Here is a 26,587-nt window from a genome sequence, read left to right as displayed (position 1 = left end):
AACTATGGCAGACGAAAAGAAGCAGGATAAGTCCCTCATCCCTAACGCCTCTCAGCAGAAGGCGCGTATCTACTCGGGTGCGCAGCCGTCGGCTGATTCGATGCACCTGGGTAACTACATTGGTGCTGTGAACAACTGGGTGGCGTTGCAGGACGACCCGAATAACGAATGTCTGTTCTTTATCCCGGATATGCACGCCATCACCGTTCCTCAGAACCCCGAGGAGCTGCGTGAGCGTACCCGCCTGACCGCGGCGCAGTACATCGCCTCCGGTATCGACCCGACCCGCACCCCGCTGTTCGTGCAGTCGCACGTGCCCGAGCACGCCCAGCTGGCGTGGATTCTGAACTGCTTCACCGGCTTCGGTGAGGCCTCCCGTATGACCCAGTTCAAGGACAAGTCTCAGAAGCAGGGCGCTGAGAACGCCTCCGTGGGTCTGTTCACCTACCCGATTCTGATGGCTGCCGACATCCTGCTCTACCAGGTGGACGGCGTGCCCGTGGGCGAGGACCAGCGTCAGCACCTGGAGCTGACCCGTAACCTGGCTCAGCGCTTCAACTCCCGTTTCGGTGAGACCTTCGTGGTACCCGAGCCGGTGATTCTGAAGGAAACCGCTAAGATTTACGACCTGCAGGACCCGACCTCGAAGATGTCCAAGTCTGCAGCCACCGACAAGGGCCTGATCAAGCTTCTGGACACCCCCAAGACAACCCAGAAGAAGATTAAGTCCGCCGTGACTGATGACGGCTCCGTCATCGCCTACGACCGCGAGGCTAAGCCCGGCGTCTCCAACCTGCTCTCCATCTACTCGGCAATGACCGGCGAGAGCATCGATGAGATCGTGGCACGCTACGAGGGCAAGATGTACGGCCACCTGAAGGTCGACCTTGCCGATATCGTGGTGGAGCGCCTCACCCCGGTGCGTGAGCGTACCCTCGAGCTGATGGACGACCCCGCCGAGCTGGATCGCCTGCTGGCTGTGGGCGCATCCGCTGCCCGCGAGATCGCTACGGTCACCATTGAGAACGTGTACAAGAAGGTTGGCTTCCTGCCTGCCGCAGCAATCTAGCGCGCTGTTCAGCCAGTCCGGCTGAGACGCCGCATTACCTGCACGATTGAGATGACAGCACAAGAGAACTCTTCGAGCCCCACGACGGCTCCTGTATCCCCGACCCTGAAACCCGGTCGCCGCTACCTGAGCGTTATTGCGCACGTGAGCGGTGAGAATGTTCAGCGCCTGGAAGAGTGGAAGCGCGCGGTAGCCGGTGGTGCGGTGGCGCCTATCAGCACCCACGTGACCGTGTACCTGACGGAGCTGAACGAGTCTCTAATGGCTGAGGTGCAGTCCCCGCAGTTCCGCGACGCGCTGGACACGCCGCGTTTTGAGGCGCGCTGGGGTTCGGTGCACTCCTTCCGCCCGGTCACCGAGGTGGAGTACCTGAACCTGGAGGCGGGTAGGGCCGAGTTCGAGCAGATTCACCAGAAGCTGGTTGAGCTATTCGGTGCCGGCGCGGCGTCCTTCCCCTACGTGCCGCACGTGACCCTGGGTCACGGGCTCACGGAAGAGCAGGTGGCGAACGCCCGTGAGGTGTTTGATGCTCTGCCTGCCGAGCAGCGCACCTTCACCGTGGATCACCTGCACTGCTACTCCTATGACGGGCAGGACTGGGAAGAGATTAGCGTTCTGCCGCTGCGTTAGGAGCTGGCGTATAAGCCTGGAATACGTAACGAGAGATGCGACCGATAAGCTATCGGTCGCATCTCTCTTTACGTTTTCGCTAGGTTTATTTCAGCGTGAGAGCCCTAGTGGGAGTGGCCCTCATGAGCCTTACCGGACTCGTGCGCGTCAGCCGAAGCCGAGGAGGAAGCAGCGCCGTGTGCCTCAGAGCCGTGTGCCTCAGCCTCAACCGGTGCAGCGTTCGAGGAGGAGACACCCAGGATCTCGTTCGGGGTCTTCGGAAGCTCCACGCTCATCAGCTCCTTCGGTGCTGCCGGGTTCGACAGGGACACCGCAATGAGCTTCTTGGTCGCCGGGTCGGTCACGTAGGCGGTCTTACCGTCCACCCACAGTGCCGGACGCTCGTCCTGCCACGTCTCAGACTCGGTCCACGCCTCCATGAGCTGTACGGAGCCGAGCTCGGCACCGGTCGCCGGATCGAAGACGCGCAGCTTACCGTCGGTGGTCAGCAGTAGCGCCTCACCCTGGGGGCCGCGAGCCAGCGAACGGAAGGTGTAGCTCACGCCAGAAGGCAGGGAGTAGACGGTGCGGGTTGCCGCAACGGTGTCGATAATGGAGAACTTCTCGGGGCGCTCCAGCTTAGCGTCCTTGTCTGTCTTGTAGTCCGCCAGAACGTACTGGGAGTCAGCCTTGCCAGCCTGGTTACCGGAACGCGAGTACGGGTCCTCGGGATTGGTGATCTTGGTGAATTTGCCGTCCTTGTAGATCAGCGCGCCGTCGGTGCAGCCGATGGAGAACGCGCCGTCCTTGGCGATAGCTTCACCGTGAACGCCGGGGCAGGCGGGGCTCTCGGTGACGGTCTTGCCCTGAGCATCCACAACAGCGGCGCCGGTGCGGGTCTTCGAGTCGCCAACCGCTACCAGGTACTGGTCGTTGGGCAGCGGGATTGCGAAGCCGTGGTGCGGCTTCGGCAGGGTGACGGTGGTGGTCTCCAGGGAGGAGGCGGTGCGCTTGTCGTGGGTCAGCTTCGCCGGGTCGTACACGGCGAAGGAGCCGGTGCCGTCGGCGAATGCCGCGACCTTGCCGTTGTCCTTGATGACGTGACCGGTGTGGTCAGCTGCAAGAGACAGCGAGGACAGCGACGGGGAAGTGGTGTAGTAGTGCGAGTGGTCGCCGTGCGCTACGGACCATACGCCGGTGTCCAGGAAGGTGTAGCTGTTGCCGTCTGCAACGACGAGGTGGCGGTTATCGCCAGCGTCGGAGAGGCGCAGGAAGCCTTCCTTGGGGATGTCTGCGAGCAGCTTCATGTCCTTGGCGTCGTAAACGAGCACGCCACCGTCGTAGGTGATGGCGACGCGGCTTGCCGCGCCCTTGCCTTCGGTGATGGGTGCGGCGGTTGCGCTTGCAGAGGTAGAAGCGCTGGGGCTGGTCTGGGCGTTCTGGGTGGTCTGGGAGCCGCATGCGGTCAGGGCGAGGGCGGCTACTGCGCCGAGTGCGCCGGCGCGGGTGAGGAAAAACTTACGGGTCATGTGCATGTACCAAGATTAACATGAGAATGGTTCTCTATAGTGGTTGATCCTTGGCTCGTATCAGAGTCTGGAAGTGCAATCTGCGCGGGGTGTGTAAGGTATTCTGCCCCTGCCCAGCCGAAGGAAGTGTCCTTTTGTGCCCCCACTAGGTGAAAGCCTTGAATCGACTCGCGAAATGGCTCATCAGGGCATAAAAAACCGGCTCCCTTCCGAAAAGAAGAGAGCCGGTTTCTAGAGGTGTCTTTTGCTCGAGTAGGGTTCAAGCGCCTACTCGGAGCTAAACATTTAGGGCTAAAAACTTAGAGGAGGTTGTTCAGGCCTCGCGCCTTGACCTCACCCACTGCATCCTTGACAGCCTGTGCCTTGGAGCGCGGAGCGACCAACAGGGCGTCGGGGGTGTCCACCACAACGATATCGTCGAGGCCAAGGATAGAGATCTTGCGGTCGGTATTCGCGACAATAATGCCGGAACAACCGTGGTTGATAACGTTATCCTTCTCGCCGAGAATGGTCAGCTCTTCGCCGCTCTTCTCGGTGTTCAGGCGTGCCACAGCGTCGAAGTCTCCCACATCGTCCCAGCTGAAGGAACCGGGAACCATTGCAACGTCGCCCGCTGCCGCAGCGGGCTCAGCCACAGCGTAGTCGATAGCGGTCTTGGGCAGGGTCTCCCAGACGCGGTCCATAACAGCCTCACGCTCGGGGGTGTCCCAAGCGTTAGCAATTTCCATGATGCCCGCGTACAGCTCGGGCTCGTTCGCCTCGAGGTGCTTGAGCATCAGAGCCGCCGGTGCCACGAACATGCCTGCGTTCCAGGTGTACTCACCGGAGTCCAGGTACTTCTGTGCGGTAGCGGCATCGGGCTTCTCCACGAAGGTGTCCACAGCCTGAGCGTTGGGGGCGTCCTCAATACCCAGGGACTCGCTGGCGTGGATGTAGCCAAACGCGCTGGAGGGCTCGGTGGGGGTAATACCGATGGTGACAATCTTGCCGGTTGCCGCGGTGATGACAGCTTCGGTCACCACACGGTGGAATTCATCCACGGGGCTGATCACGTGGTCAGCTGCGAAGGAGCCAATGATGGCGTCCGGTTCGCGGCGGTGGATGATAGCGCAAGCCAGGCCGATAGCTGCAGCCGAATCCTTGGGGGAGGGCTCCAGTACCAGGTCAGCGGCACGCAGTTCAGGAATCTGCTGGGTGACCGCATTGGCGTGCGAAGTACCGGTAACCACCATGACGGAACCATTGCTGAGATCGATGAGACGGTCGTAGGTGTCACGCAACAAGGAATTGCCCGACGAGGTGAGGTCGAGCAGGAACTTCGGGGCGTGCGCGCGGGATAGAGGCCACAAACGCGAGCCAACACCGCCGGCGGGAATAAGCGGGCGGAATCGAGTGAGTGCAGTATTCATCGCTTCAAGAATAGCGGGTCAATTTGTCATATATCGAATTCTTTTAGAGTTTAAACAAAAAGTGTCAGATGGCTCTCATTTAGGCGATGTTTGAGGTTAGGTTAAGGTAAGTCCCGCACAAACACAGGGAAGTAGGCGATATCGCAATAAAAACATGCTCTAATTCGCTTTTGGAACCTGTAAAAAAACCCTAAACAGGGTGTCAGTAAGCTGTGAATTTACCTGATATCTTGGAAGTAACAGACGAACAAAAGCAGTCGGTGAGCACACAGTCATGCCCGGAAGCTGAGGATCACAATGACCCATCAGAACCCGGAAGCTCGCCGTCGCAGCAGGAGGTTATTCAGTGTTGAATGGTTCTAAAGGAACCCTCTACCGCGGCCGCTGGGGCATGTGGTCCTGGGTTGCTCATCGCATTACCGGTATCGCGATTTTCTTCTTCCTTCTTGTACACATCCTAGATACTGCCGTCGTGCGTATCTCCCCGGAGGCCTACAACGGTGTACTGAGCCTGTACAAGAACCCCATCATGGGCCTGGGTGAGACCGCGCTTGTCGCCGCCATCGTCTACCACGCGTTCAACGGTATTCGCATTATCCTCATTGACTTCTGGGGTAAGGCAACCAACTCGCACGTGGAGCACATTCAGGCGAAGAACAAGGACGGCAACGTCGAAATCAGCCAGAAGGCAACCTACACGCACATCAAGATTCTCTGGGTTGTGCTTTTCCTCTGGGCAATTACCGTTGCGGGCTTCGCAGCGCGTCACCTGCCGATCGTTTTCTCGCACATGGGAGGTCACTAAACTATGGCTACTCCGCTTAAGCCCCGCACCTATGTACCCCGTCTGCGTGACAACCGCATCGACGGTGTGAAGTACAACCGCTCCTCCTCCAAGCGCAACAACTTTGAGATGTTCGCTTGGCTGGGTATGCGCCTGTCCGGCGTCGTACTCGTCGTGCTGATTTTCGGCCACCTGTTCTCCAACCTCATGGTCGGCGACGGCATCCACGCCATCGACTTCGGCTTCGTGGGCGGCAAGTGGGCGAACCCCTTCTGGCAGGTCTGGGATCTGCTGCTGCTCTGGCTGGCTATGCTGCACGGTGCTAACGGCATCCGCGTCATCATCGATGACTACGCAGAGAAGGACCGCCTGCGCGTTTGGCTGAAGGTGATCCTCTTCGCAGCATGCGCATTCGTCCTGCTGGTTGGTACCCTCACCATCTTCGCGTTCGACCCCTGCCCCTCCGGCGCAGCGGCTGAACTGCTCCCCAGCTTCTGCTCGGCACGCTAACGGCGACGTATCCGAGACAAACGAAAACATCTAAAACACAGAAAGAACATCATGCAGGTACATAAGTACGATGTAGTGATCGTCGGTGCCGGTGGCGCAGGTATGCGTGCCGCCATTGAGGCCGGCCAGCGAGTTCGCACCGCGGTACTGACCAAGCTATACCCCACCCGCTCCCATACCGGTGCGGCACAGGGTGGCATGTGCGCCGCTCTGGCTAACGTTGAAGAGGACAACTGGGAGTGGCACACCTTTGACACCGTCAAGGGTGGCGACTACCTGGTCGACCAGGACGCAGCAGAAATCATGGCTAAGGAAGCTATTGACGCTGTGCTCGACCTGGAAAAGATGGGTCTTCCCTTCAACCGAACCCCCGAAGGCCGCATCGACCAGCGCCGCTTCGGCGGTCACACCCGTGACCACGGTAAGGCTGCTGTGCGCCGCGCATGCTACGCAGCTGACCGTACCGGCCACATGATTCTGCAGACCCTCTACCAGAACTGCGTTCGCCACAATGTGGAGTTCTACAACGAGTTCTACGTGCTCGACCTGATTCTGGTCAAGGACGAAGAGGGCAAGCCCCGCCCCGCCGGTGTCGTCTCCTACGACCTGGCAACCGGTGAGGTCCACGTTTTCCAGGCTAAGTCCGTGATCTTCGCATCCGGCGGTTGCGGCAAGATCTTCAAGACCACCTCCAACGCCCACACCCTCACCGGCGACGGCATGGCCATCGCACTGCGTGCAGGCCTGCCCCTGGAGGACATGGAATTCGTTCAGTTCCACCCGACCGGCCTGGCTGGCCTGGGCATTCTCGTCACCGAGGGTGCTCGTGGTGAAGGCGGTATTCTCCGTAACGCTGACGGTGAGCGCTTCATGGAGCGCTACGCACCCACCATTAAGGACCTCGCACCCCGCGATATCGTGGCACGTGCAATGGCAAACGAGGTGCGCGAAGGCCGCGGCTGCGGTCCCCACAAGGACTACGTGCTGCTGGACCTGACCCACCTGGAGCCCTCGCACATCGACGAGAAGCTGCCGGACATCACCGAGTTCGCTCGTACCTACCTGGCAGTGGAACCGCACCACCAGCCCATCCCGGTGTTCCCCACCGCGCACTACGCAATGGGCGGTATCCCCACCAACAACGAGACCGAGGTTTACCGCAACAGCGAAGAGACCATCCCCGGCCTCTACGCAGCTGGTGAGGTTGCTTGTGTGTCCGTCCACGGTGCAAACCGTCTGGGCACCAACTCCCTGCTGGACATCAACGTGTTCGGTAAGCGTGCAGGCCGCAAGGCAGCAGAGTACGCAGCATCCGCTGAGTTCGTACCGGTTCCGGACGACGCAGCAGATCGCGTTCTCAACATGCTCAACGGCATCCTCGAAGGCAAGGGCACCGAGAAGGTCGGCGCTATCCGCGCAGACCTGCAGAAGGCTATGGAAGCTGACATGCAGGTGTTCCGTACCGACGAGACCATCCGCGCAGCACTGGCAACCATCGCTGAATTGGAAGAGCGTTACAAGAACATCTCCATCCAGGACAAGGGCAAGCGCTTCAACCTCGACCTGCTTGAGGCTGTTGAGCTTGGCTTCCTGATTGAGCTGGCAAAGGTCATGTCCGTTGGCGCGCTGCACCGTAAGGAATCCCGTGGTGGTCACTACCGCGAGGACTTCCCCAAGCGTGACGATGTCAACTTCATGAAGCACTCGATGGTCTACCTCGACCCCGAATCCGAGTTTGAGGGTGTCAAGGGCCTGCGATTCGAAACCAAGCCCGTTGTCTACACCCGCTACGAGCCGAAGGAGCGTAAGTACTAAAATGGCTGAAAACGAACTCCCCGAACCGGAATCCGTCAAGCTGTTTGAGGGTATGACCGGCGGCGACTCCGACTCCATCCCCACGTACGATGTGGTCATCAAGATTCGTCGCTACAACCCGGAAGTTTCCTCCGAGGCGTACTGGGATGAATTCCCGCTGACCATGTACCGCACCGACCGCGTGCTGGATGCTCTGCACAAGATTAAGTGGGAAGTAGACGGCTCCGTCTCCTTCCGCCGCTCCTGTGCACACGGCATCTGCGGTTCGGACGCGATGCGCATCAACGGCCGTAACCGCCTGGCTTGCAAGACCCTGCTGAAGGACCTTGACCTGTCCAAGCCGATTACCGTTGAGCCCATCAAGGGTCTGCCCTGCGAAAAGGACCTCATCGTTGACATGGAGCCCTTCTTCCAGGCATACCGCGAGATTATGCCGTTCTTCATCAACGACTCGAACGAGCCTGAGCGTGAGCGCCTGCAGACCATTGAGGACCGTGCACGTTTCGATGACACCACCAAGTGCATCCTCTGTGCAGCATGTACCTCGTCCTGCCCGGTCTTCTGGACCGACGGTCAGTACTTCGGCCCCTCCGCTATCGTGAACGCACACCGCTTCATCTTCGACTCGCGCGATGATGCAGGCGACCTGCGTCTGGAGATCCTCAACGACAAGGAAGGCGTATGGCGTTGCCGTACCACCTTCAACTGCACCGAGGCTTGCCCCCGTGGCATCCAGATCACCAAGGCTATTGCCGAGGTGAAGCAGGCAATCCTGAGCCGCTCGCTCTAATCTGAGTACGCGGTATCAGCTGATACAGCATTGACGATTCAAGCCGTCACCCACACCGGGTGGCGGCTTGAATTGTTTGACAGAAAAAGTCTGATGGAAATGATGGCACAGAGCATTTTCAGGGGCTTCGGCGTGCACAAAAACTCTTCACAATCTGTCATAAAGTCATAGATATTCTCGAGGGCTGTCAGAAAGGGGGAGCGGGTAGGTAAACCCCGGCGGGCGGCGTTATTCTACTGTGTATGGTTTTCGCTAATTCTCGCTACGATTTGTCCACCCCTGTCTTCGACGACTGGGTGGAGCGCATGATGGGTACCCTCGTGCAGTTCCGCCGCGAAGTGCACGCCAACCCGGAGCTTTCCTTCCGTGAAGTGGCGACCACTGAGCGCCTCATGAATCGACTGCGAGAAGCCGGCATGAACCCCGTTGCTTGCGAAGGTACCGGCTGCTACGTAGATATCGGGAGCGGCCCCTTCGCTGTGGCTCTGCGCGCCGATATTGACGCTCTGCCCATTGTTGAGCAGACCGACCTGCCCTATGCTTCTACCGTGCCCGGCGTGATGCACGCCTGCGGTCACGATATTCACCAGACCGTCATGCTCGGTGTGGCGCTGGCACTGCACGAGCTGAACGAGAAGACCCCGCTGGGCCGTAGCGTCCGTATTCTCTTCCAGCCCGCTGAGGAGCAGTTGCCCGGCGGTGCGGTGCAGATGATTTCGCAGGGTCTACTCAAGGATATTCCGCGTGCTTTCGCTCTGCACTGTGACCCGAAGGTGGACCTGGGCCAGATCGGTACCCGCATCGGTGCGATTACCAGCGCCTCGGATACCGTGAAAATTCATCTGAGCGGTCACGGCGGCCACACTTCTCGCCCGCATCTGACTGAGGACCTCATCTATGCGATGAGCCAGATTGCTGTGCAGGTTCCCGCCGTGCTGACCCGCCGCACCGACGTGCGTTCGGGCGTGCTGGTCGCCTGGGGCCAGGTCAGTGCTGGTGTTGCTCCCAACGCTATTCCCGCCGAGGGCTACCTGGCGGGTACCATGCGTTGCCTGGATGTTGAGGTTTGGCGTCAGGCAGGCAACATGCTGGATGAAGTCATCGAGCAGGTTGCCGTACCCTTCGGCGTGACCGCGCGTGTGGAGCACATCCGCGGAGTGCCCCCGGTCGTGAACACCGACCTGGAAACCACCATGCTGGAGAACGCGGCTCGCGCCGAACTGGGCGAAGACTCCATTGTGCTGGTTGAGCAGTCCATGGGCGGCGAAGACTTCGCGTGGATGCTGCAGGAAGTTCCCGGTTCCATGTTCCGCCTGGGCACCCGTGCCCCCGGCGACCCCACCTACGATCTGCACCAGGGCGATTACGCCCCGAGCGAGCAGGCAATCGGCATTGGTGTGCGCGTCATGGCGGCAACTGCCCTGCGCGCCGTCCGTTTTGAGCTGGCGAAGGCTGCGAAGGCTGCGAACCCCATCCGCGATGAGGCACGCTAAAGAGCTTCTCGAAAGCTTATAAGTCAGGCTTGAAAGTACGACTATATAGCCGCATCAAGCCTTGAAAACTGTACAAGTTTCACCCCGTTACCTCTCACCGAGTAGCGGGGTGAAACTCTATGCACACGATAGAATTAAAAGGATTATGAGGACATCTGCGTCATGTTCCCGACTCCGTGCCCACACACCTGCGGGGGTTGAAGGAGATGGCGCACCATCACACGGCGCACGCCGGAGGAGGACACCCAATGAGCTTCTTTGGAATCGGCAAGAAGAAGTTGGATGAACAGTCGCGCGAAGAACAGAGCGCCGAAACCGCTAAGGCTCAGAAAGAACAGGCAAGCGAAGACGCTCCTAAGAGCGCGCGACTGAGCGAAAAGATTATGGAACAGCAGCAGTGGGAGGACTCCCTGCGCCGCTTCGTGAAGTCTGAAAGCGCACGCCACCAGAACCACGACGAAGAGCAGAATGAAGAGCACCGCGCTGTTGAGGATCTCAAGCGTGCCCTCCTGCACGGCGATGAGAAGGTTGAAGAATCTTCCGCTGCTGAGGAGCTGACCGAGGAACAGGCGGAGGAGCAGGAGCGTCGTAGCCTGCTGGCTGCGCTTGGTGCTTTCCCGCAGGAATCTGAGGAGCCTGTTGAGGTCGAGCAGAATACTGAGGACCAGGACGTTAAAGAAGAAGTCGCCCCGGTTGCTGAGGCTGCTCAGCCCGCTACCCCCGCGTTCCTGCGCGATGATGAAGAGTCCGAAGCTGAGGACGCATCTATCGAGGCGCAGGAGCCTAAGGACGTCGCAGCGGATGCACGTTCCCAGTTTGAAGAGCACCTGCGTGCTCTGCGTGCCCAGAATGTCGAAGATACTGCCGCTGAGGTCGCTGAAGCGGCTGCAGACGAGGCAGAGGGTGGCGAAGAGCTTGAGGTTGCCGACGCTGTTGTAGAAGCTACTGAGAACAAGTCTGAGAACGCTCATTCTGCATCTGCCGCTGAGGACGTATCTGCAGGTGCTGAAGACTCCCTGACCGCAGAAGACCTGAAGACTGCCCGCACCCGCGCCGCTGTCACCGAGGCACAGAACGCCGGCCTGGACGACCTGGCGGCAGCCTACGCTGCTCGCCTGGGCATCACCCTCGATAGCGAAGAGGAGACTTTCGGCGAGGTCGCCTCCGATGAGGTAATCGCTGAAGAAGCTCCCGCTGATGAGGTAGTTGCTGAGGAAGCAGAGTCCGCTGAGGCACCCGAGTCCACTGAAGCTGCTGAATCTGTCGAAGACGCTGAGGCCTCTGAGGCACCCGCACCTGTTGCTGATGCTACTGAAGACTTCGAATCCGAGGAGACCATTGACCTTACCGCAGGCGTAGAAGAGGCTGCAGAGCCTGTTGCCGCTGGTGAGGAAGAGCCGATTGAGGCTGTCGTTGAGGCACCTGAACTGCTGGCATCTGAACTTACTGAGGAAGAAGACGCGGTCTCTGATGAGACCGAGTTGCTCTCCGCTGTATCCGTTGAGGAGAAGCACGAAGCGTCCGTCTCTGAATCGCTCGAGGCTGAGGACTTCGACGCTGAAGAAGAGAACACCGCAGAGCTGATCTTTGACACTTCCGCTGTTGAAGAAAGCGCTGTTGAGGACAGCACCGCGGAAGAAACCGCTACGGAAGAGCCTGCTACCAAGATTGAGGACTCCGCGGCTGAAGGCTCCGGTTCTGAGGACGACGAGCCCGTCGAGAGCTCCTCTGTAGCTCCTGCTCTTGCCGCTGTTGCTGCACCCGTGGCTGCTGCCGCTGCTGTTGCCTCCGCCGCAAAGGCTGATAAGGCTGAGGAGAAGGCAGAAAAGGGTACCTCTCAGGGGGTCGCTCTGACCGCAGAGGCCATCGATAAGAAGGAAGCCGAGAAGCAGGAGGCTTCCGCTCGTGAAGAGTCCGCTCAGGAGCCCGCTGCAGAGTTGAAGGAAGCTGAGCAGAAGCTCAGCGAAGACGAGGCAGAGCTGGTTGCCGAGTCCATCATCCTGAGCGAGCCCGCAGAGGGTGCGGCAACCCTGCCCGCTCTCCCCAAGCAGCGTGCCCTCTATGGCCTGGCGGAGCTCATGCGCACCCGCGGTTCGGGCACCATGAGCCTGGAACTGCGCCAGGTGGATGAGGATATGCACTACCGTCTGCTGCACCGCGGTCGCGAGGTCGAAACCGGCATTGTGGTGCCCGGCATTGACTGGTTCGCACCCGTGGCGGCACTGTACACCGAGGCTCAGCAGGCCGGCGCAACCTGGAACCGTGCGGCTGTCTCTTTGAAGCCGCGCCTGGGTGACGGTCTGGAGGTTCACGCATCGTACCTGGGTGCTGTGGATGGTCAGACTATTAGCGAGAGCTTCCTGCTGGAAGGTGTCGCTGTTGAGGCTAAGCCCGTTGCGACCGCTGAGGCCGCTGAGGCTACCTCGCAGGATGAGTCTCAGGAAGCTGCTGTTCAGAGTGTTGACCCGATTGAGGCTGAACGTGAGGCTATTGAGCGTGAGCTTGAGGCTGAACTCGCTGAGAAGCAGGCTGCGAACGAGGCTGAGGCAGCTGCCGTAGCTTCTGAAGATCCTGTCGTTGAGACTGCTGAAGAGGGCGCCTCCGCGGGTCTGCTGACTGCTGCAGGTCTTGCCGCTGCTGGTACTGCAGTGGCTGGTTCTGCTGCTTCTGCGCAGGAGAAGGAAGACGTAGAGGAAGCTGTTGAAGCTTCCGACGAGCCTGTCCAGTCTGACCAGACTGAGTTTGCGCCGGTTGAGGCTGAGTTCGAGCACGATTACGAGAACGACCCGGTCTTCGGTGCGGCTACCGTAGAGCCCGAGACTGAGCAGGCTGAAGAGTCTGCCGCTGAGGCAACCGAGGTATCCGCCGAGGACTCTGATGAGCCCGGCGAAGATATGGAAGCCGCCCTGGCAGCCATCGTTGCCAACGCTCAGAAGAAGCTGGACGCTGAGGAAGCACCTGCTGAGGAAGTTTCGGCTGTCGAGGAGCAGAAGGCTGCCGCTCCCGTGGTCGCAGAGTCCTTCACCCTGGACCGCACCCAGCCCGTTGAAGAAGCTGCAGAAGAGCCGGTCGCAGAGAGCTCCGAAGAACCCGCCCTGCCCGCGTTCTTGGACGACTCTGAACTGCTGCCCGAGAAGGAAACCTCCGCCGCTTCCGCTGAAGCGCCCGCCGAGGAACCTGCCCTCGTAGACGTTGAGCCTGCCGCTGAGAGCGCATCTGTGGCACCCGGCCTGGCTGGTGCTCTTGCCGCAGCTGCCGCAGTGGGCACCGCCGGTGCCGCTGCGAAGGCTACCGGCGTTCAGGAAGAGCCCGCTGAGAAGGTCGCTGAGCTCAAGATCGTTGAGGTGACCCCCGCAGCTAAGATTGCTGAGGCTCCCGTAGCGCTTGCGCCCGCCTCCGAGGCTACCGCTCAGACTGCACCGGCAGCACCTGTAGCAGAGGCGGCACCCGCTGCGGCGACCACCCCGGTTGCCCTGCCGGAGAGCACCCCGGCAGGTATCTCCTCCAGCATCTCGGCATCCGCGCTGAGCGAGCTCAACCAGCTGCCCACCATCGTGGCTGAGCCGGACACCCCCTCCGCCGCGGTGCAGAGCCCGCTGGTTCCCTCGGAGACTCAGCTGGCAGCCGGTAACCTGGTTCTGACCGAGGCTCAGGTCGCTCAGCGTCTGGCGCCGGTCGTCGAGCACCTCTTCGGCGAGAACGGCACCGCAAAGGACGCCACTACCGTGCTGATTCGTGTACGCGCCCTCGGTTCCTACTACGACGCCCTGACCCACGTGCGCCGCAACGGCTTCTGGGAGCAGGTCCGTACCTTCGAGCTGATTCCCGAAACCCTGCTGGACATTCCGGCGCTGAAGACCGACTCGTACAGCGAGGGCGAGGGCTCGCCGCTGGCTATGAGCCTGACCTTCACCCCGGGCGTGCCGGTTCAGGCGGCATTCGATTATGCGAATGAGCAGGCGTTTGTCACCTACCCGCGTCCGTTGGATGCTGAGCGTTACGTTGAGGAGCTGCGTATGTTCCCGCGTTTGGGTTCGAAGATCCCGGCTCATATGACGAGCGCGCTTTCGCACTGGAACCTCTAAAACCTTGTAAGGTGTGCCGCGCCAGCTCCCCGTGTGGGGGTCGGCGCGGCGCGCTATGTTTGTCATTTTTTCGATGAGGAAGATTGTTATGACTGATACCCCTAATACTCCTGAGGCTTCTGCGGCGCAGAACGTTCAGGACACTGCCGCCCGCGCGGCTGAAGCCTTCGGCACCCTGGTGGAAACCATGGCGCTGCTGCGCGCACCGGGCGGTTGCCCGTGGGATGCTGAGCAGACTCACGCCTCCCTAATCCGCTACCTGGTGGAGGAAGCCTACGAGGTTGTCGAGGCGGTAGAAACCGGCGGCGAGCCGAATATGCCGCTGCTGCGTGAGGAGCTGGGCGACGTGCTGCTACAGGTGGTGTTCCACTCTGATATTGCTGCGGCAAACCCGCAGGGCTTCGACATCGTGCAGGTGGTTGAGGGCCTTGTGCAGAAGCTTCGTTCGCGCCACCCCGATGTGTTTGCGGCTGAGTCTGAGGGCTCTTCGGAGGCGCCTCGCACCGCGGCTGAGCAGCAGGCGGCGTGGGATGCGTTGAAGAAGAAGGAGAAGAGCGACCGTGGCGCGCTGGATGGTATTCCACCGCATCTGCCGGCGCTCGCTATGGCTGAGAAGACTGCTGTGAAGGCACGTAAGGCGGGTATTATTCTGCCGCCGGAGCCCACGAGCATGGAGGACGACCTGCGCTATATGCACACTGAAGAGGAATTCGGCGAGCTGCTCTTTGCGTTGGTGAGCCGCGCACAGCGTAATGGTTTGGATCCGGAGCGTGCCCTGCGTTCGTACACTCGTCGCTATATTGCTCAGCATACGCATGATGAGCCGAGCTATTAGAAACGCTGGTTGAGTTCTTCTGTGAGACGCTTTGAAATCTGTTCTCGGAGGGAATAAGAGGTTTCAAAGCGCCTTCTGTTTGTTTGGGGTTGTGTTGGGCAACCGTGAGGATGCTCGTGGCACATACCCCGGCATTTGGGCTCATGTTGTGCTTTGGTCGAGTACCCACACCCTCACAATGTGGGGGAGTGTGGGTCTTGTTCCGCTTTGTAGCGCCTGACTAAGGGTTGTTGAGACCTTCATTAAGGCAATAAAAAAGCGGTGGCAACTAGTGTGTTTGTGTGGGAGTTTTGCTAGAATTTAGGGGACGCGACTTGTCCACTACCGGGTGAGCCGTTCACATCCTTGACATCTCATAAGGAGAACAATTCATGGCTGTTATTACCGCAGTTCACGCACGCCAGATCCTGGATTCCCGTGGCAACCCGACCGTTGAGGTTGAGGTTCTGCTCGAAGACGGTGCTTTCGCACGCGCAGCTGTGCCCTCGGGCGCATCCACCGGTGAGTGGGAAGCTGTTGAGCGCCGCGATGGCGACAAGTCTGTATACCTGGGCAAGGGCGTTCTGGGTGCAGTGAAGTCTGTTATCGAAGAAATCGCTGAAGAGGTCATCGGCATTGAGGCTTCCGACCAGCGCGCTGTTGACGCAGCCATGATCGCTCTGGATGCAACCAACAACAAGGGCAAGCTGGGCGCAAACGCAATCCTGGGTGTCTCCCTGGCTGTTGCCAAGGCTGCTGCTGAGTCCGCTGACCTGCCCCTGTACAAGTACCTCGGCGGCCCGAACGCTCACGTTCTGCCCGTCCCCATGATGAACATCCTCAACGGTGGTTCTCACGCAGACTCCAACGTTGACATCCAGGAGTTCATGATTGCTCCCATCGGCTTCGACAACTACTCTGACGCTCTGCGCGCAGGTGTTGAGGTTTACCACTCCCTGAAGTCCGTACTGCACGACCGCGGCCTGGCAACCGGCCTGGGCGACGAGGGTGGCTTCGCACCCAACCTGGAGTCCAACGCAGCTGCACTGGATCTGATCGTTGAGGCAATCGAGAAGGCTGGCTACAAGCCGGGCGAGCAGGTTGCACTGGCTCTGGACGTTGCATCCTCCGAGTTCTACAACGACGGTGCATACGACTTCGAGGGCCAGAAGAAGTCCGCAGCTGAGATGAGCGCATACTACGCTGACCTGGTTGCTAAGTACCCCCTGGTTTCCATCGAGGATCCCCTGGATGAGAACGACTGGGAGGGCTACAAGACCCTGACCGAGCAGATCGGTGACAAGGTCCAGATCGTCGGTGACGACCTGTTCGTGACCAACCCCGAGCGTCTGGCTCGCGGTATCGAAGAGGGCGCAGCTAACGCTCTGCTCGTGAAGGTGAACCAGATTGGTTCGCTGACCGAGACCCTCGACGCAATGGAGCTGGCACAGCGCCACGAGTACCGTTGCATGGTTTCTCACCGTTCCGGTGAGACCGAGGACGTCACCATCGCTGACCTGGCTGTTGCAACCAACGCTGGCCAGATCAAGACCGGTGCTCCCGCACGTTCCGAGCGCGTTGCTAAGTACAACCAGCTGCTGCGCATCGAGGAAGAGCTGGGCGACGCAGCTGTTTACGCTGGCAAGTCCGCATTCCCCCGTTTCAAGGCATAATGACGCTTGAAAGCTTATAAGGGGATGCTCTGCTGAACTTCCCTGAACAGGCCGGGTCGATCCCAATACATCGTGAGGTAATTCATCACGTTATGTATTGTGGGTCGGCCCGGTTTTTCCTTGTCAGAGGCATATAATATTGGGTATATACTCACTCACGCTTCATACTTTCAACTGGTTTAATGCGTCAATTGACGGCTTAAGCCTATGAGCTAACTGGTGCTCTCTGCTCGGCTAATCGGGTCGTACCTGACTATCTCGTGATGTGATTCATGACTGGTAGTTGCGGTGCGGCCTTATTTTTTATGCCTTGATAGGACACCCAGATCTTTCCACTCAATTTCTTAAAGGACTGTCATGACTGTATGTTTTATGATCCTCGCCCATTCGCGACCTCAGCAATTTCTTGAACTCACCCGAATCATTAAAAACTCGGGTGGAGAAACAGTCGCTTTTATTGATAAAAAAGCTAATTTGCAGGAATTTGAAACTGCTGATGCTCATTTTGTAAGCCGCCGGTTTAACGTTAACTGGGGAGGTTATTCCCTGACACGTGCTATGCAGGTTCTGCTGCGTGAGGCTCTGCAAACCTACCCCGACGCTCATCACTATATTTTCTTGTCTGGCCAAGATTATCCGGCTCGTCCGCTCACTGAATACATTGAGTACCTAGGCCGAGAAGAGAACCGTGACCGATGCTGGATGAACTTCTACGCAATGGCACCTGGTACGCAGTTCTATACTGTTTTGAAGTACCCGCGTTCCTATGACTTGAAGGCGCGTTTGGGCAATAAGGTGTACGCCCTGGTTCAGAAACTTTGGGACGTATACTACTCTCGTCGGCCTCGCATGAAGTATCCGGTGCAGTTTTACCGTGGCTCTTCTTCTTGGGTTGTTTCTCGTGAAGGAGCGCTGGCAATGGTGAAATTCCTTGATTCCAATCAGGGCAAGGCTATGCAGAAGTTCTTGCGGAAAACCCACGTTTCTGATGAGATTTGGGGTGCCACTGCTCTCCTGAATTCTTCTGCGAAGGAACATGCTACCAACTGGGATACCGATGGTCAGCTTGTTCCTGGAACTATGAAGGAAGAGAACAAGGTTTACCACCATTACATTGATTGGGATCCTGAACGCGAGAACCCTGCTCTTCTACATAGCGGTGACCTTGAGAAGATTGATGCGTCAGGCAAGTGGTTCATCCGAAAAGTTGATGCTGAAAAATCGCAGGATTTGCTCGATATTCTGCGTCAACGACAGATTCTATAATCCTCAGATTCTGCCTCACCCGTGAAGAAAAGTGGTGCTACAAACCCGGTAGAATATGAAGGAAGCGTTTAGCGGCACAGAACGGAACGAGGGATAGAGCAATGAGCCAGCGAGCAAACCAGCAGACCCGGTCGCACTCTACGAGTTCCACTGCACCCGCTCAGGGCGCTACCGCCTCCGATGCGCCGCGTGGCGCCGCTAAGGAAGCCCGCACCTCCCTGATGAAAAAGGCTAGTGCCCTTTTCTTCGGCGTGGGCTTGAACCAGCGCCACCCTGAACGTGAACGTCAGGCGCAGGCTCGCCGTGAGGAGCGTGCCCGCCGCCGCGCCGCAGCCCAGCAGGGCAGTGAAGAGGGCGGATACGACGCCCCCGTGGCGGCTCATATGTTCTCCGGTCGTAGCTTCCTGACCGCTGTTGTGGTGGGCGTGATTGCGCTCGGTACCGCTTACCCGGTGGTCACCTACATTGACCAGGATCGGGAAATCAAGCAGATCAACACGCACATTTCCCAGCTGCAGCAGGAGAACGCCCAGCTGAAGGCGGAGCAGACCTGGTGGAACGACGACAACTACGTTCGTCAGCAGGCACGTAGCCGCCTCTACTATGTGAACCCCGGTGACACCCCCTACGTTGTCACCGGCATTACCGAGGACTCCACGAAGGCTGACGGTACTTCTGCGAATGCGAAGAACGCCCCCGAGGACGCCTGGACCACGAAAATCTGGGATTCTCTCGAAAAGAACTAGCCCCAGCCACCGGCAGGAACCCCCGCCCTGGCAAGCACCCGGCATAAGCGGACGAGGTGACCCCTCGTTCCAGAAACTTAGGATTATGAGCACCGAAAACACCATTGAAGAGCTGAAGGCACGCACCCCCGGCGGCTTCGGCGTAACTGTTGAAACCCTGACCCCCACCGAGCAGGACATCCGTGTTCTCTCCGCGCAGCTGGGCCGTAAGGTCCGCGACGTGATTGAGATTCCGGCACGCTGCGTGTGCGGTAACCCGCTCGTGGCTGCTACCGCGCCGCGCCTGAGCAACGGCACCCCCTTCCCGACCGTTTTCTACCTGGCGCATCCGGTGATTACCGCTGCGGCTTCCCGCCTGGAGGCGGGCGGCCTGATGTACGAGATGACCGACTCGCTGGCTGAGGACGCGGACCTGGCGGCACAGTACGCTGCCGCGCACGAGAACTACCTGGCTGAGCGTGAGCGCATCCGCCTAATCAGCGGCGCTGAAGAGGTCCCGGAGATTGACGGCATCTCTGCCGGCGGCATGCCGACCCGTGTGAAGTGCCTGCACGCCGTTATCGGCCACACCCTGTCGGTGGGTCGCGGCGTGAACCCGATGGGTGACCGCGGCCTGGACGCTATCGCCGAGTGGTGGACCCCCGAGGTCTGCTCCTGCGACCCCGCGTGGCGTGAAGAAGCCTAAATATTGATTCTGGTGCGCCCGCATCGTCTTGAAGGACGGTGCGGGCGCATAATAGATAGAAGAAAGAGCGCCGAAAAGCGAAAATTTTTCGCCTGCGGCGCTCGCGTTGCCTTTGGCACTGATTGGTATTGAAGACCTGAAAGGAACCCACCGTGCGCGTTGGTGCGATTGACTGCGGTACGAACTCTATTCGCCTGCTGATTGCTGATTCCACTACTGAGGTGGTGGACGGGGTCGAGAAGACTGTCCTGAAGGACGTTGTGCGTGAGATGCGCATTGTGCGTCTGGGCCAGGGCGTGGATGCGACCGGCTGGCTGGCGCAGGAGGCGCTGGACCGTACTTTCGCTGCGGCGCGTGAGTATGCGCAGCTGCTGAAGGAGCACGGCGCTGATTCGGTGCGTTTCGTGGCGACCAGTGCGACTCGCGATGCGGGTAACCGTCAGGTGTTTGTGGATGGTATCCGCGAGATTTTGGGTATTGAGCCCGAGGTGATCAGCGGTGATGAGGAAGCTGCTCTGTCCTTCGCTGGTGCGGTGCGCGCTGTCGGTTACGGCGACGGTGACACCCTGGTGTTTGACCTGGGCGGCGGTTCGACTGAGTTCGTGCTCGGCGACGAGTCGGGTGTGAAGGCTTCCCGCAGCGTCAATATTGGTTGTGTGCGCCTGACTGAGCGTCACATGATGAGCGCCCCGTCCACTGACTCGCAGATTGCCCGCGTTGAGGCTGATACTGACGAAGCTCTCGAGGTGGCACGTAAGACTGTGCCCCTGCAGGATGCGCGCCGCGTGGTGGCTGTGGCTGGTACCGCAACCACTGTGGCTGCTGCCGCGCTGGGTCTGGACCGTTATGACTCTGAGGCTATTAACGCTCAGAGCTTCTCCGTAGAGACCGTTCAGAAGACTGCCCGCTGGTTGGCTTCGCTGAGCCGTACTGAGCGTGAGGAGCTCGGCTACATGCACCCCGGTCGGGTGGATGTGATTGGTGCCGGCGCGACGATTTACGCCCGTATCCTGACCCGTCTGAATGAGATGACTGATGGTGCCGTGGATTCGGTGACCGTCAGCGAGCATGACATTCTGGACGGTATCGCTCTGTCCCAGCTGTAGGCTTGAGCGCTCGCGCCGTGAACCGATGGTGGTTCACGGCGCGGCTCAGCTTGAGGAGTTTTAATGTTCCATTCTGAGCGTCGGCGAGGTATACCCCTGACCGGCTGGTCTGTTGCGCCGTCTTTCGCCTGTGCGTCTCGTGTATTTGGTGTGTGCGCTTCGGTTGGTTCTGACCGAGGCGCTACTCGCCGCATCCGTAAAGGTGCAGCTTTGGGTGCCAGTGCCGCGTTGACTCTTCTGCCGTTGTGGACTCCGCTGGCGCCTACCGCTTGGGCGACGGACCCGACCCCTTCTGCTTCCCCGAGCCCGAAGCGGGAGGTGACGGCGACTCCTTCGCCGTCGGCTACTGCGGTGCCGAAGACTTCTGCGACTCCGAGTAAGGGCACGTCGACTACGAATGGTGATGATGTTCGTCAGCGTGAGTATTGGCTGAAGGAGTACGGTATTACGTCCTTGTGGTCGCAGGCTACGGGTAAGGGCGTGACGGTTGCTGTGATTGATACGGGCGTGGATGGTACTCACCCGGATCTTGAGGGTAATGTTCTGCGTGGTTATGACGCCTCGGGCGTGGGTAGCGAGGACGGCTGGAAGGGCCTGGGTGCTGAGCCGATGCACGGTACGGAGGTCGCTTCTCTGATTGCCGGTCACGGTCACGATACGCAGGGCTATTCTGCGATTGCGGGTCAGCCGGGTAGGCCGACCGGTGTGATTGGTGTGGCTCCCGAGGCGAAGATTCTGCCGATTTCGCTGAATATGGGTACGACCGGTGGTAAGAGTATTGATGAGCAGATCCCGGCGGCGGTGCGTTATGCAGTCGACCACGGGGCTCAGATTATTAACATGTCGATTGGCTCGAATAAGACGAGCTGGCCGCAGAGCTGGGATGAGGCGTTTGCCTATGCGGAGCAGAAGGGCGTGCTGATTGTTGCGGCTGCGGGTAACCGCGGTAGCGGCTTGACGCAGGTTGGTGCTCCGGCGACGATTCCTGGCGTGTTGACGGTGGGCGGTATTGACCGGAATAAGCAGGTTTCTGAGGGCTCGTCGACTCAGGGTATTTCGATTGCTGTGGTTGCTCCGAGTACGGATATGATTGCGGCTGCTCCGGGTAACGGGTACATGCTGTGGTCGGGTTCTTCGGCTGCTGCTCCGTTGGTGACGGGTGTTGCGGCGTTGTTGAAGCAGAAGTATCCGAAGGAGTCGGCGGCTCAGCTGGCTCAGCGTTTGATTGCTTCGGCTGATGATGCTGGCGTGACGGGCCGTGACCCTTTGTATGGTTACGGTATTTTCAATCCGCAGGATGCAATGGCTTTGGCGGCGCCTACGGTGACGGCGAATCCGTTGGGTTCTATTTCTGAGTGGATTGCGGTGCATCGTAAGCGGCAGGTGAGCGATCCGACTCCTAGCGATGCTGCGCCGGTCCATGAGGAGGGTGAGAGCATTGTGAAGGCGGCTGCGCCGGATGCGCGTCGCCCTCCGGAGGATCGTGGCTGGTTGCCACCGGTGATTTTGGCGGCGCTGGTGTTGTGGCTGACGATTATTACGGCTGGTTCTGTGCATCGTTTGCACAGGATGCATGTGAGCGCGGGGCAGGCTGCGCGGATGGCTCGTGCGGCGGCGCATCATCCGGGGTCTCATCGGGGTACTCGCCGGACCTCTCGTTAGTACTGTTTGATGACGTTTTTCTGTTGTACAGTGGCTTTTCTGTTCGCCCGGGGCTGACTTTTGAGTTGGCCCCGGGCTTTATTGTTTGGGTTGGGGGTTCTGGCAGGATAAGCAGTAATAAACGAAAATATCGAACACGCCGCGTAAAAATCAGAAAGGGTGTTTTTGACCGTAACCACCATTAAGGGGTGAACCCCGTTCAGATGCGCAAAACTTTTAACTTAGGGTGCGCCCTGAGACGGCATAAGTGCGAAATTACCTAAACAAAGGCGTAAAATAGAAGATAACAGGTATGTGATAGACAGGCTCGTGCTGCTAGCCACTTCGCGTTGCGCAAGGACTTCCAGAGCGGGCCGCTTTGTTCGTCAGGGGAGCTTTCGGAACGACCCGAAAGTTGCACATACCACCCTACCGGGGCTACCGAACCTCGGTACCTAAAGACTAGGAAGTAACAAAATGGCATTCACTAAGGTGGCACAGGACCGTCCTCGCGTCCTGATCGTCGGTGGCGGCTACGTCGGCTTCACCGTTGCTAAGAAGATCCAGAAGGCTATCAAGGAGACCGGTGGCGTTGTCACCATCGTTGAGCCGAACCCCTACATGACTTACCAGCCCTTCCTCCCCGAGGTTGCAGCAGGTTCCATGGAAGGCCGTAACGCAACTGTGCCGCTGCGCCAGCACCTGCGCGACACCGAGCTGATTCCGGGCCGTGTTGTCTCCATCGACCACGCAAACCGCACCGCTGTTGTGGAGCCCACCGACAACGGTGAGCCCTTCGAGCTGAAGTACGACGAGATCGTCCTCGGCGCAGGCGCAGTGACCCGTGCATTCCCGATTCCGGGTCTGGCAGAGGTTGCTATCGGTCTGAAGACCATTGAAGAGGCAGTTTCTGTTCGTAACTGGGTTCTGGACCGCATCGAGGTCGCATCCATGCTGTCCGACCCTGAAGCACGTCGTCGTGCCCTGACCTTCGTCATCGTGGGTGGTGGCTTCGCTGGTGTTGAGACCATCTCCGAGCTCGAGGACATGGCACGCGTTGCTGTCGAGCGCAACGAGCGTCTCTCCGTTTCCGACCTGCACTTCGTCATGGTTGAGGCTGCACCGCGCATCATGCCTGAGGTCCCCGCAGACCGTGCAGAGAAGGTTGTTGCAGAGCTGCGTGCACGCGGCATCGAGATCCTGCTGAACACCTCCCTCTCCGACGCAACCGACGGCAACCTGCAGCTGATCAACATGGCTGACAAGTCCCCCGCAGGCGAGATTAAGACCGACACCCTGATCTGGACCGCAGGTGTGGCAGCATCCCCGATGCTGAAGAACACCGACTTCCCGATTGACGAGCGTGGCCGCGTTCGCGTGGGCGCAGACCTGCGCGTCACCGGCGACGACGGCGTGGTTGAGGGTGCTTGGGCTGCAGGCGACAATGCGGCTGTTCCGGATCTCTCCGGTGGCGGCGTGGGCGGCTTCTGCGTTCCCAACGCTCAGCACGCTTCCCGCCAGGCTGTTGTTCTGGCTAAGAACCTGCTGGCTGCTCGCCGCGGCGAGCCCCTGACCGACTACTACCACGAGACCATCGGTGTTGTGGCAGGTCTGGGCCTGTGGAAGGGCGTTGCAAACTTCAAGGGCAAGACCATTGGCGGCCCGCTGGCATGGATCATGCACCGCGGCTACCACGGCTCTGCAATCCCCACCACCGAGCGTACCGTTCGCGTTATGACCACCTGGGCTCTGAACCAGATCTTCGGTCGCGATACCTCCTCGATTCGCCACCAGCGCTCCCCGCGCCTGGCATTCCAGGAAGCAACCGGTACTGCACCGGCACGCCAGAAGGCAAAGCTCTAAAATAGCCTGACTTAGGGGTCTATCTCCCTGAGATAGCGCACTTGAGATAAAGCAATGGGCGGTGTGGAAGACTTTAGTCTTTCGCACCGCCCATTGTGTGCCTGAGTGCTTGCGAGCTGTCTAGCTTAGCCGCCCACCAGTGCTTTTGCATGATGCTTGCTACGGCGGGGTGCGGGGAACTGTTTGAAATGTGTTTCTGCTTAGGTTCGGGTGCGTTTTCGTGGAATAATAAATATTTGTGTCCCGGACTGTTCGGGATACGCCCTCATAGTCCAATTGGCAGAGACAGAGGACTTAAAATCCTTGTGTTCTGGGTTCGAGTCCCAGTGGGGGCACTGCATAGACACGCGTAGATGCGCGGTATAGATAGGCGGCGGCTCTTCCCGTAGGGGAGGAGTCGCCGCTCGCGTGTTTGAAGGTTTACATGTCTGGGTTTTTTGGGGGGGGGAAAAGACGATGCCCCCGACCAGTTCGGTTGCCATGGGGATGCCCACCTGCTCGAAGGAAGCGATGGTACCCGTGGGCTCCACTCTCAAAAACGCCCGCATACCGTCTTCTGGAGCCCAAAAACATGAGACCCTATATAGAGACACAGCCACAGACGCACCTCCGCCTGAATGGGGTAGTAGAGTCAGAAAGGCACAGCATGCAGACTAAGCCCTCCATCATTGCCGTCGATATGGATGGCACCTTCCTCACCGACTCCAAAACGTTCGACACCGAACGTTTCTCGCGCATCCTATCCCGCCTGCAGGCGCAGGGCATCCACTTTGTTGTGGCGAGCGGAAACACCTACGCCAAGCTGCAGGACTATATGCGCGGCTTCGAGAACCAGGGTCTCATCTATATCGCTGAAAACGGTGCGTATCTTGCCGATGAGAGTGGCAAGCTTGCCGTGCATCCCTTTCTGGACGAAGATGTGCCGCGCATTATTGAGGTAGTGCAGGGATTGGACCGGATCGGTCTGCTGGTTTGCACCACCGAAGGTATCTACCTGCCCAAGGACCGTTGCGACCAGATTGTGCACATGATTCGCGGCTATTTTGAAGACACCGGTCAGGAGCTTCCCGAAACCCTCACGTTGGAGGACTTTGCGGCGTTCTTCTTCCCCGGCTCGGTCATGGTTGACTCTGTTGAGGATTTTGAGGGCGCACCCATTAAGTTCCCGCTGTTGACTCCGCCTAAGCAGACGCAGCAGTTGAGCGTTTACCTGCGTGAGGTTCTTCCGCAGACCGTCACTCCGATGGTTAGCGGCTTCGGTGCCATTGATCTGGTGCGTACCGGTGTCAATAAGGCGACCGGTCTGGAGGACCTGTGCGAGCGTCTGGATGCTGATCCGGCGGGCATTCTTGCCTTCGGTGACGGTGAGAACGACATGGAAATGCTCCGCTACGCGGGCTGGGGTGTTGCCATGTCTAATGCCCCGGAGGTTGTGCGAAATGCTGCTGATGAGGTGATTGGCTCGAACGAGGAACAGGCAGTTCTGGAGTATCTGGAACAGCTCCTGGACCGTTTGGAAGCTTCGCACTAGACGCTTCACAAAGAGACGCGCAGAAGCCTTTGCATGCGGGGCGGCGCGGGCCTGGGTGAACCTCAGGTAAACACCGCCCTGAAATATTCTGGCAAGGTCGCTAGAAGCCCATGCTGGTAACGAACAGCGCCCGTGAGCACAGAATCTATCCGATATAATTAACAGAATTAGTTTTGTACCCGTTTAAGGAGAGAAAGATGGCGGGAAACCCGCTTCTGAATTCAATGACGAAGAATGTCACTCAGGGTGACTCTCGTTTCGGTCGTTTTGGTGCGCAGCCGCAGCAGACCAGCCAGCAGGCGCAGTACGGTCAGCAGCAGACCTATGGCCAGTACGGTCAGCAGTATGATCAGCAGGGCTACGGCCAGAACACCTACGGCCAGCAGCCCTATGGCCAGCAGTATGGTCAGCCCCAGTACGGTCAGCAGGCACAGTACGGCCAGCCGTACGGTGAGGCTGACTACGGCGTAGCAGCCCCCACCTACTCGGAGCCCATCCCCGCCGGTGAGCGCCTGACCATGAACGATGTCTTGGTTAAGACCGGTATCAACCTGGGCCTGGTCGCTGTCGGTGCCGCTGTTGCATGGAATGCACCGGTGCTGCTGCTCCTGGGCATGGTTGGCGGTCTGGTCCTGGGTCTGGTGAACTCCTTCAAGAAGAAGGTTTCCCCGATTCTGGTCATGACCTACGCGCTCATGGAAGGTCTGCTACTCGGTGGTCTGTCCGCTGTTGTGGATATGCGCTACCCCGGCGTGGCAGTTCAGGCGGTTCTGGCAACCCTCGTGGTTGCGGGTGTGACCCTGGCTCTCTTCGCCAACGGCAAGATTCGCACCACCCCCAAGCTGAATAAGATTTTCATGATTGGTGCGCTCAGCTACCTGGGTTACGGCCTGGTGTCCATGCTGACCGCGGGTATCTTCGGTTCCTCGCTGAACAGCTTCTCCATCGGCGGTATTCCGCTGGGTCTGGTCGTTGGTCTGTTCGCTGTCGCGCTGGCAACCTACTCGCTGCTGCTGGACTTCACCACCACCTCCGAGGCTGTGGAGGCGGGCCTGCCCGAGCGTGAGTCCTGGCGCCTTGCTTTCGGCCTGACCGCTTCTCTGGTCTGGCTGTACGTTGAGATTCTGCGCGTTCTCATGTACCTGGCAAGCATCTTTAGAAACGACTAA

20 protein-coding genes and 1 tRNA gene are annotated in these 26,587 nt (G+C 59.2%); 19 read left to right on the top strand and 2 right to left on the bottom strand.

All coding sequences use genetic code 11. The features are described from left to right. The first annotated feature begins 4 nt into the window (after positions 1-4). Both trpS and HMPREF2894_RS07770 read left to right on the top strand, forming a co-directional pair. Positions 5-1,069, top strand: a complete 1,065-nt coding sequence (gene trpS / locus HMPREF2894_RS07775; protein ID WP_049338682.1) for a tryptophan--tRNA ligase — start codon at positions 5-7, stop codon at positions 1,067-1,069. Between the two features lie 51 nt (positions 1,070-1,120). Then, positions 1,121-1,699 (top strand): 2'-5' RNA ligase family protein, encoded by a 579-nt coding sequence (locus HMPREF2894_RS07770; protein WP_070678646.1) that lies wholly within the window; start codon positions 1,121-1,123, stop codon positions 1,697-1,699. Between the two features lie 104 nt (positions 1,700-1,803). Here the strand turns inward: HMPREF2894_RS07770 and HMPREF2894_RS07765 are convergent, their stop codons facing one another. Together HMPREF2894_RS07765 and HMPREF2894_RS07760 are read right to left on the bottom strand one after the other, a co-directional pair. Next, positions 1,804-3,207, bottom strand: a complete 1,404-nt coding sequence (locus tag HMPREF2894_RS07765; protein ID WP_236146154.1) for a hypothetical protein — start codon at positions 3,205-3,207, stop codon at positions 1,804-1,806. 299 nt (positions 3,208-3,506) lie between these two features. Next, a complete protein-coding gene (locus HMPREF2894_RS07760; RefSeq protein ID WP_012904083.1) occupies positions 3,507-4,616 on the bottom strand; it encodes a mannose-1-phosphate guanylyltransferase in 1,110 nt (369 codons plus the stop codon). Between the two features lie 346 nt (positions 4,617-4,962). Between HMPREF2894_RS07760 and sdhC the strand changes: the two genes are divergently transcribed. The 17 genes from sdhC to HMPREF2894_RS07675 all read left to right on the top strand — a co-directional run bounded on the left by sdhC (position 4,963) and on the right by HMPREF2894_RS07675 (position 26,587). After that, the gene (gene sdhC, locus HMPREF2894_RS07755; RefSeq protein WP_005506819.1) at positions 4,963-5,421 is read left to right on the top strand and encodes a succinate dehydrogenase, cytochrome b556 subunit; all 459 of its coding nucleotides are present in this window, start codon (positions 4,963-4,965) and stop codon (positions 5,419-5,421) included. A 3-nt stretch (positions 5,422-5,424) separates the two neighbouring features. Beyond that, positions 5,425-5,910, top strand: a complete 486-nt coding sequence (locus tag HMPREF2894_RS07750; protein ID WP_005506820.1) for a succinate dehydrogenase hydrophobic membrane anchor subunit — start codon at positions 5,425-5,427, stop codon at positions 5,908-5,910. Positions 5,911-5,961: 51 nt separating this feature from the next. Then, positions 5,962-7,725: a succinate dehydrogenase flavoprotein subunit gene (sdhA, locus tag HMPREF2894_RS07745; protein WP_049350037.1), complete on the top strand. Its 1,764-nt coding sequence runs from the start codon at positions 5,962-5,964 to the stop codon at positions 7,723-7,725. A gap of 1 nt (position 7,726) precedes the next feature. Beyond that, positions 7,727-8,515 (top strand): succinate dehydrogenase iron-sulfur subunit, encoded by a 789-nt coding sequence (locus HMPREF2894_RS07740; RefSeq protein ID WP_005506828.1) that lies wholly within the window; start codon positions 7,727-7,729, stop codon positions 8,513-8,515. Positions 8,516-8,757: 242 nt separating this feature from the next. Then, positions 8,758-10,008, top strand: coding sequence for an amidohydrolase (locus tag HMPREF2894_RS07735; RefSeq protein WP_049358308.1), 1,251 nt, complete (start codon positions 8,758-8,760; stop codon positions 10,006-10,008). A 248-nt stretch (positions 10,009-10,256) separates the two neighbouring features. After that, a complete protein-coding gene (locus tag HMPREF2894_RS07730) occupies positions 10,257-14,093 on the top strand; it encodes an ornithinee aminotransferase (RefSeq protein ID WP_070594004.1) in 3,837 nt (1,278 codons plus the stop codon). Positions 14,094-14,181: 88 nt separating this feature from the next. Then, the gene (locus HMPREF2894_RS07725) at positions 14,182-14,928 is read left to right on the top strand and encodes a nucleoside triphosphate pyrophosphohydrolase (RefSeq protein WP_005506837.1); all 747 of its coding nucleotides are present in this window, start codon (positions 14,182-14,184) and stop codon (positions 14,926-14,928) included. Positions 14,929-15,299: 371 nt separating this feature from the next. After that, complete coding sequence (eno, locus tag HMPREF2894_RS07720) at positions 15,300-16,580, top strand: phosphopyruvate hydratase (protein ID WP_070678640.1); 1,281 nt, start codon at positions 15,300-15,302, stop codon at positions 16,578-16,580. Between the two features lie 357 nt (positions 16,581-16,937). Next, on the top strand, positions 16,938-17,846 hold the full coding sequence (locus tag HMPREF2894_RS07715) for a beta-1,6-N-acetylglucosaminyltransferase (protein WP_005506839.1): 909 nt from the start codon (positions 16,938-16,940) through the stop codon (positions 17,844-17,846). A gap of 101 nt (positions 17,847-17,947) precedes the next feature. Continuing rightward, positions 17,948-18,592 carry a septum formation initiator family protein gene (locus HMPREF2894_RS07710; protein WP_049358310.1) on the top strand — a complete coding sequence of 215 codons (645 nt, stop codon included), beginning with the start codon at positions 17,948-17,950 and terminating at the stop codon, positions 18,590-18,592. Between the two features lie 85 nt (positions 18,593-18,677). Continuing rightward, on the top strand, positions 18,678-19,277 hold the full coding sequence (locus HMPREF2894_RS07705) for a DUF501 domain-containing protein (protein ID WP_049362335.1): 600 nt from the start codon (positions 18,678-18,680) through the stop codon (positions 19,275-19,277). A gap of 152 nt (positions 19,278-19,429) precedes the next feature. Then, entirely contained in the window at positions 19,430-20,383 is a 954-nt protein-coding gene (locus HMPREF2894_RS07700; RefSeq protein WP_005508954.1) for a Ppx/GppA phosphatase family protein, read from the top strand. 63 nt (positions 20,384-20,446) lie between these two features. Beyond that, positions 20,447-22,045, top strand: coding sequence for a S8 family peptidase (locus HMPREF2894_RS07695; protein ID WP_070678637.1), 1,599 nt, complete (start codon positions 20,447-20,449; stop codon positions 22,043-22,045). A gap of 456 nt (positions 22,046-22,501) precedes the next feature. After that, a complete protein-coding gene (locus HMPREF2894_RS07690) occupies positions 22,502-23,887 on the top strand; it encodes an NAD(P)/FAD-dependent oxidoreductase (RefSeq protein WP_070678634.1) in 1,386 nt (461 codons plus the stop codon). Positions 23,888-24,148: 261 nt separating this feature from the next. Beyond that, positions 24,149-24,222: transfer RNA gene (locus HMPREF2894_RS07685), tRNA-Leu, on the top strand. Between the two features lie 311 nt (positions 24,223-24,533). After that, positions 24,534-25,418 (top strand): Cof-type HAD-IIB family hydrolase, encoded by an 885-nt coding sequence (locus HMPREF2894_RS07680; protein ID WP_049358312.1) that lies wholly within the window; start codon positions 24,534-24,536, stop codon positions 25,416-25,418. Positions 25,419-25,615: 197 nt separating this feature from the next. Continuing rightward, positions 25,616-26,587 carry a Bax inhibitor-1/YccA family protein gene (locus HMPREF2894_RS07675; protein WP_070678632.1) on the top strand — a complete coding sequence of 324 codons (972 nt, stop codon included), beginning with the start codon at positions 25,616-25,618 and terminating at the stop codon, positions 26,585-26,587.

The sequence above is a fragment of the Rothia sp. HMSC066G02 genome (assembly GCF_001813145.1).
Taxonomy (GTDB): Bacteria; Actinomycetota; Actinomycetes; order Actinomycetales; family Micrococcaceae; genus Rothia.
This window is presented reverse-complemented; position numbering and strand designations above follow the sequence as displayed.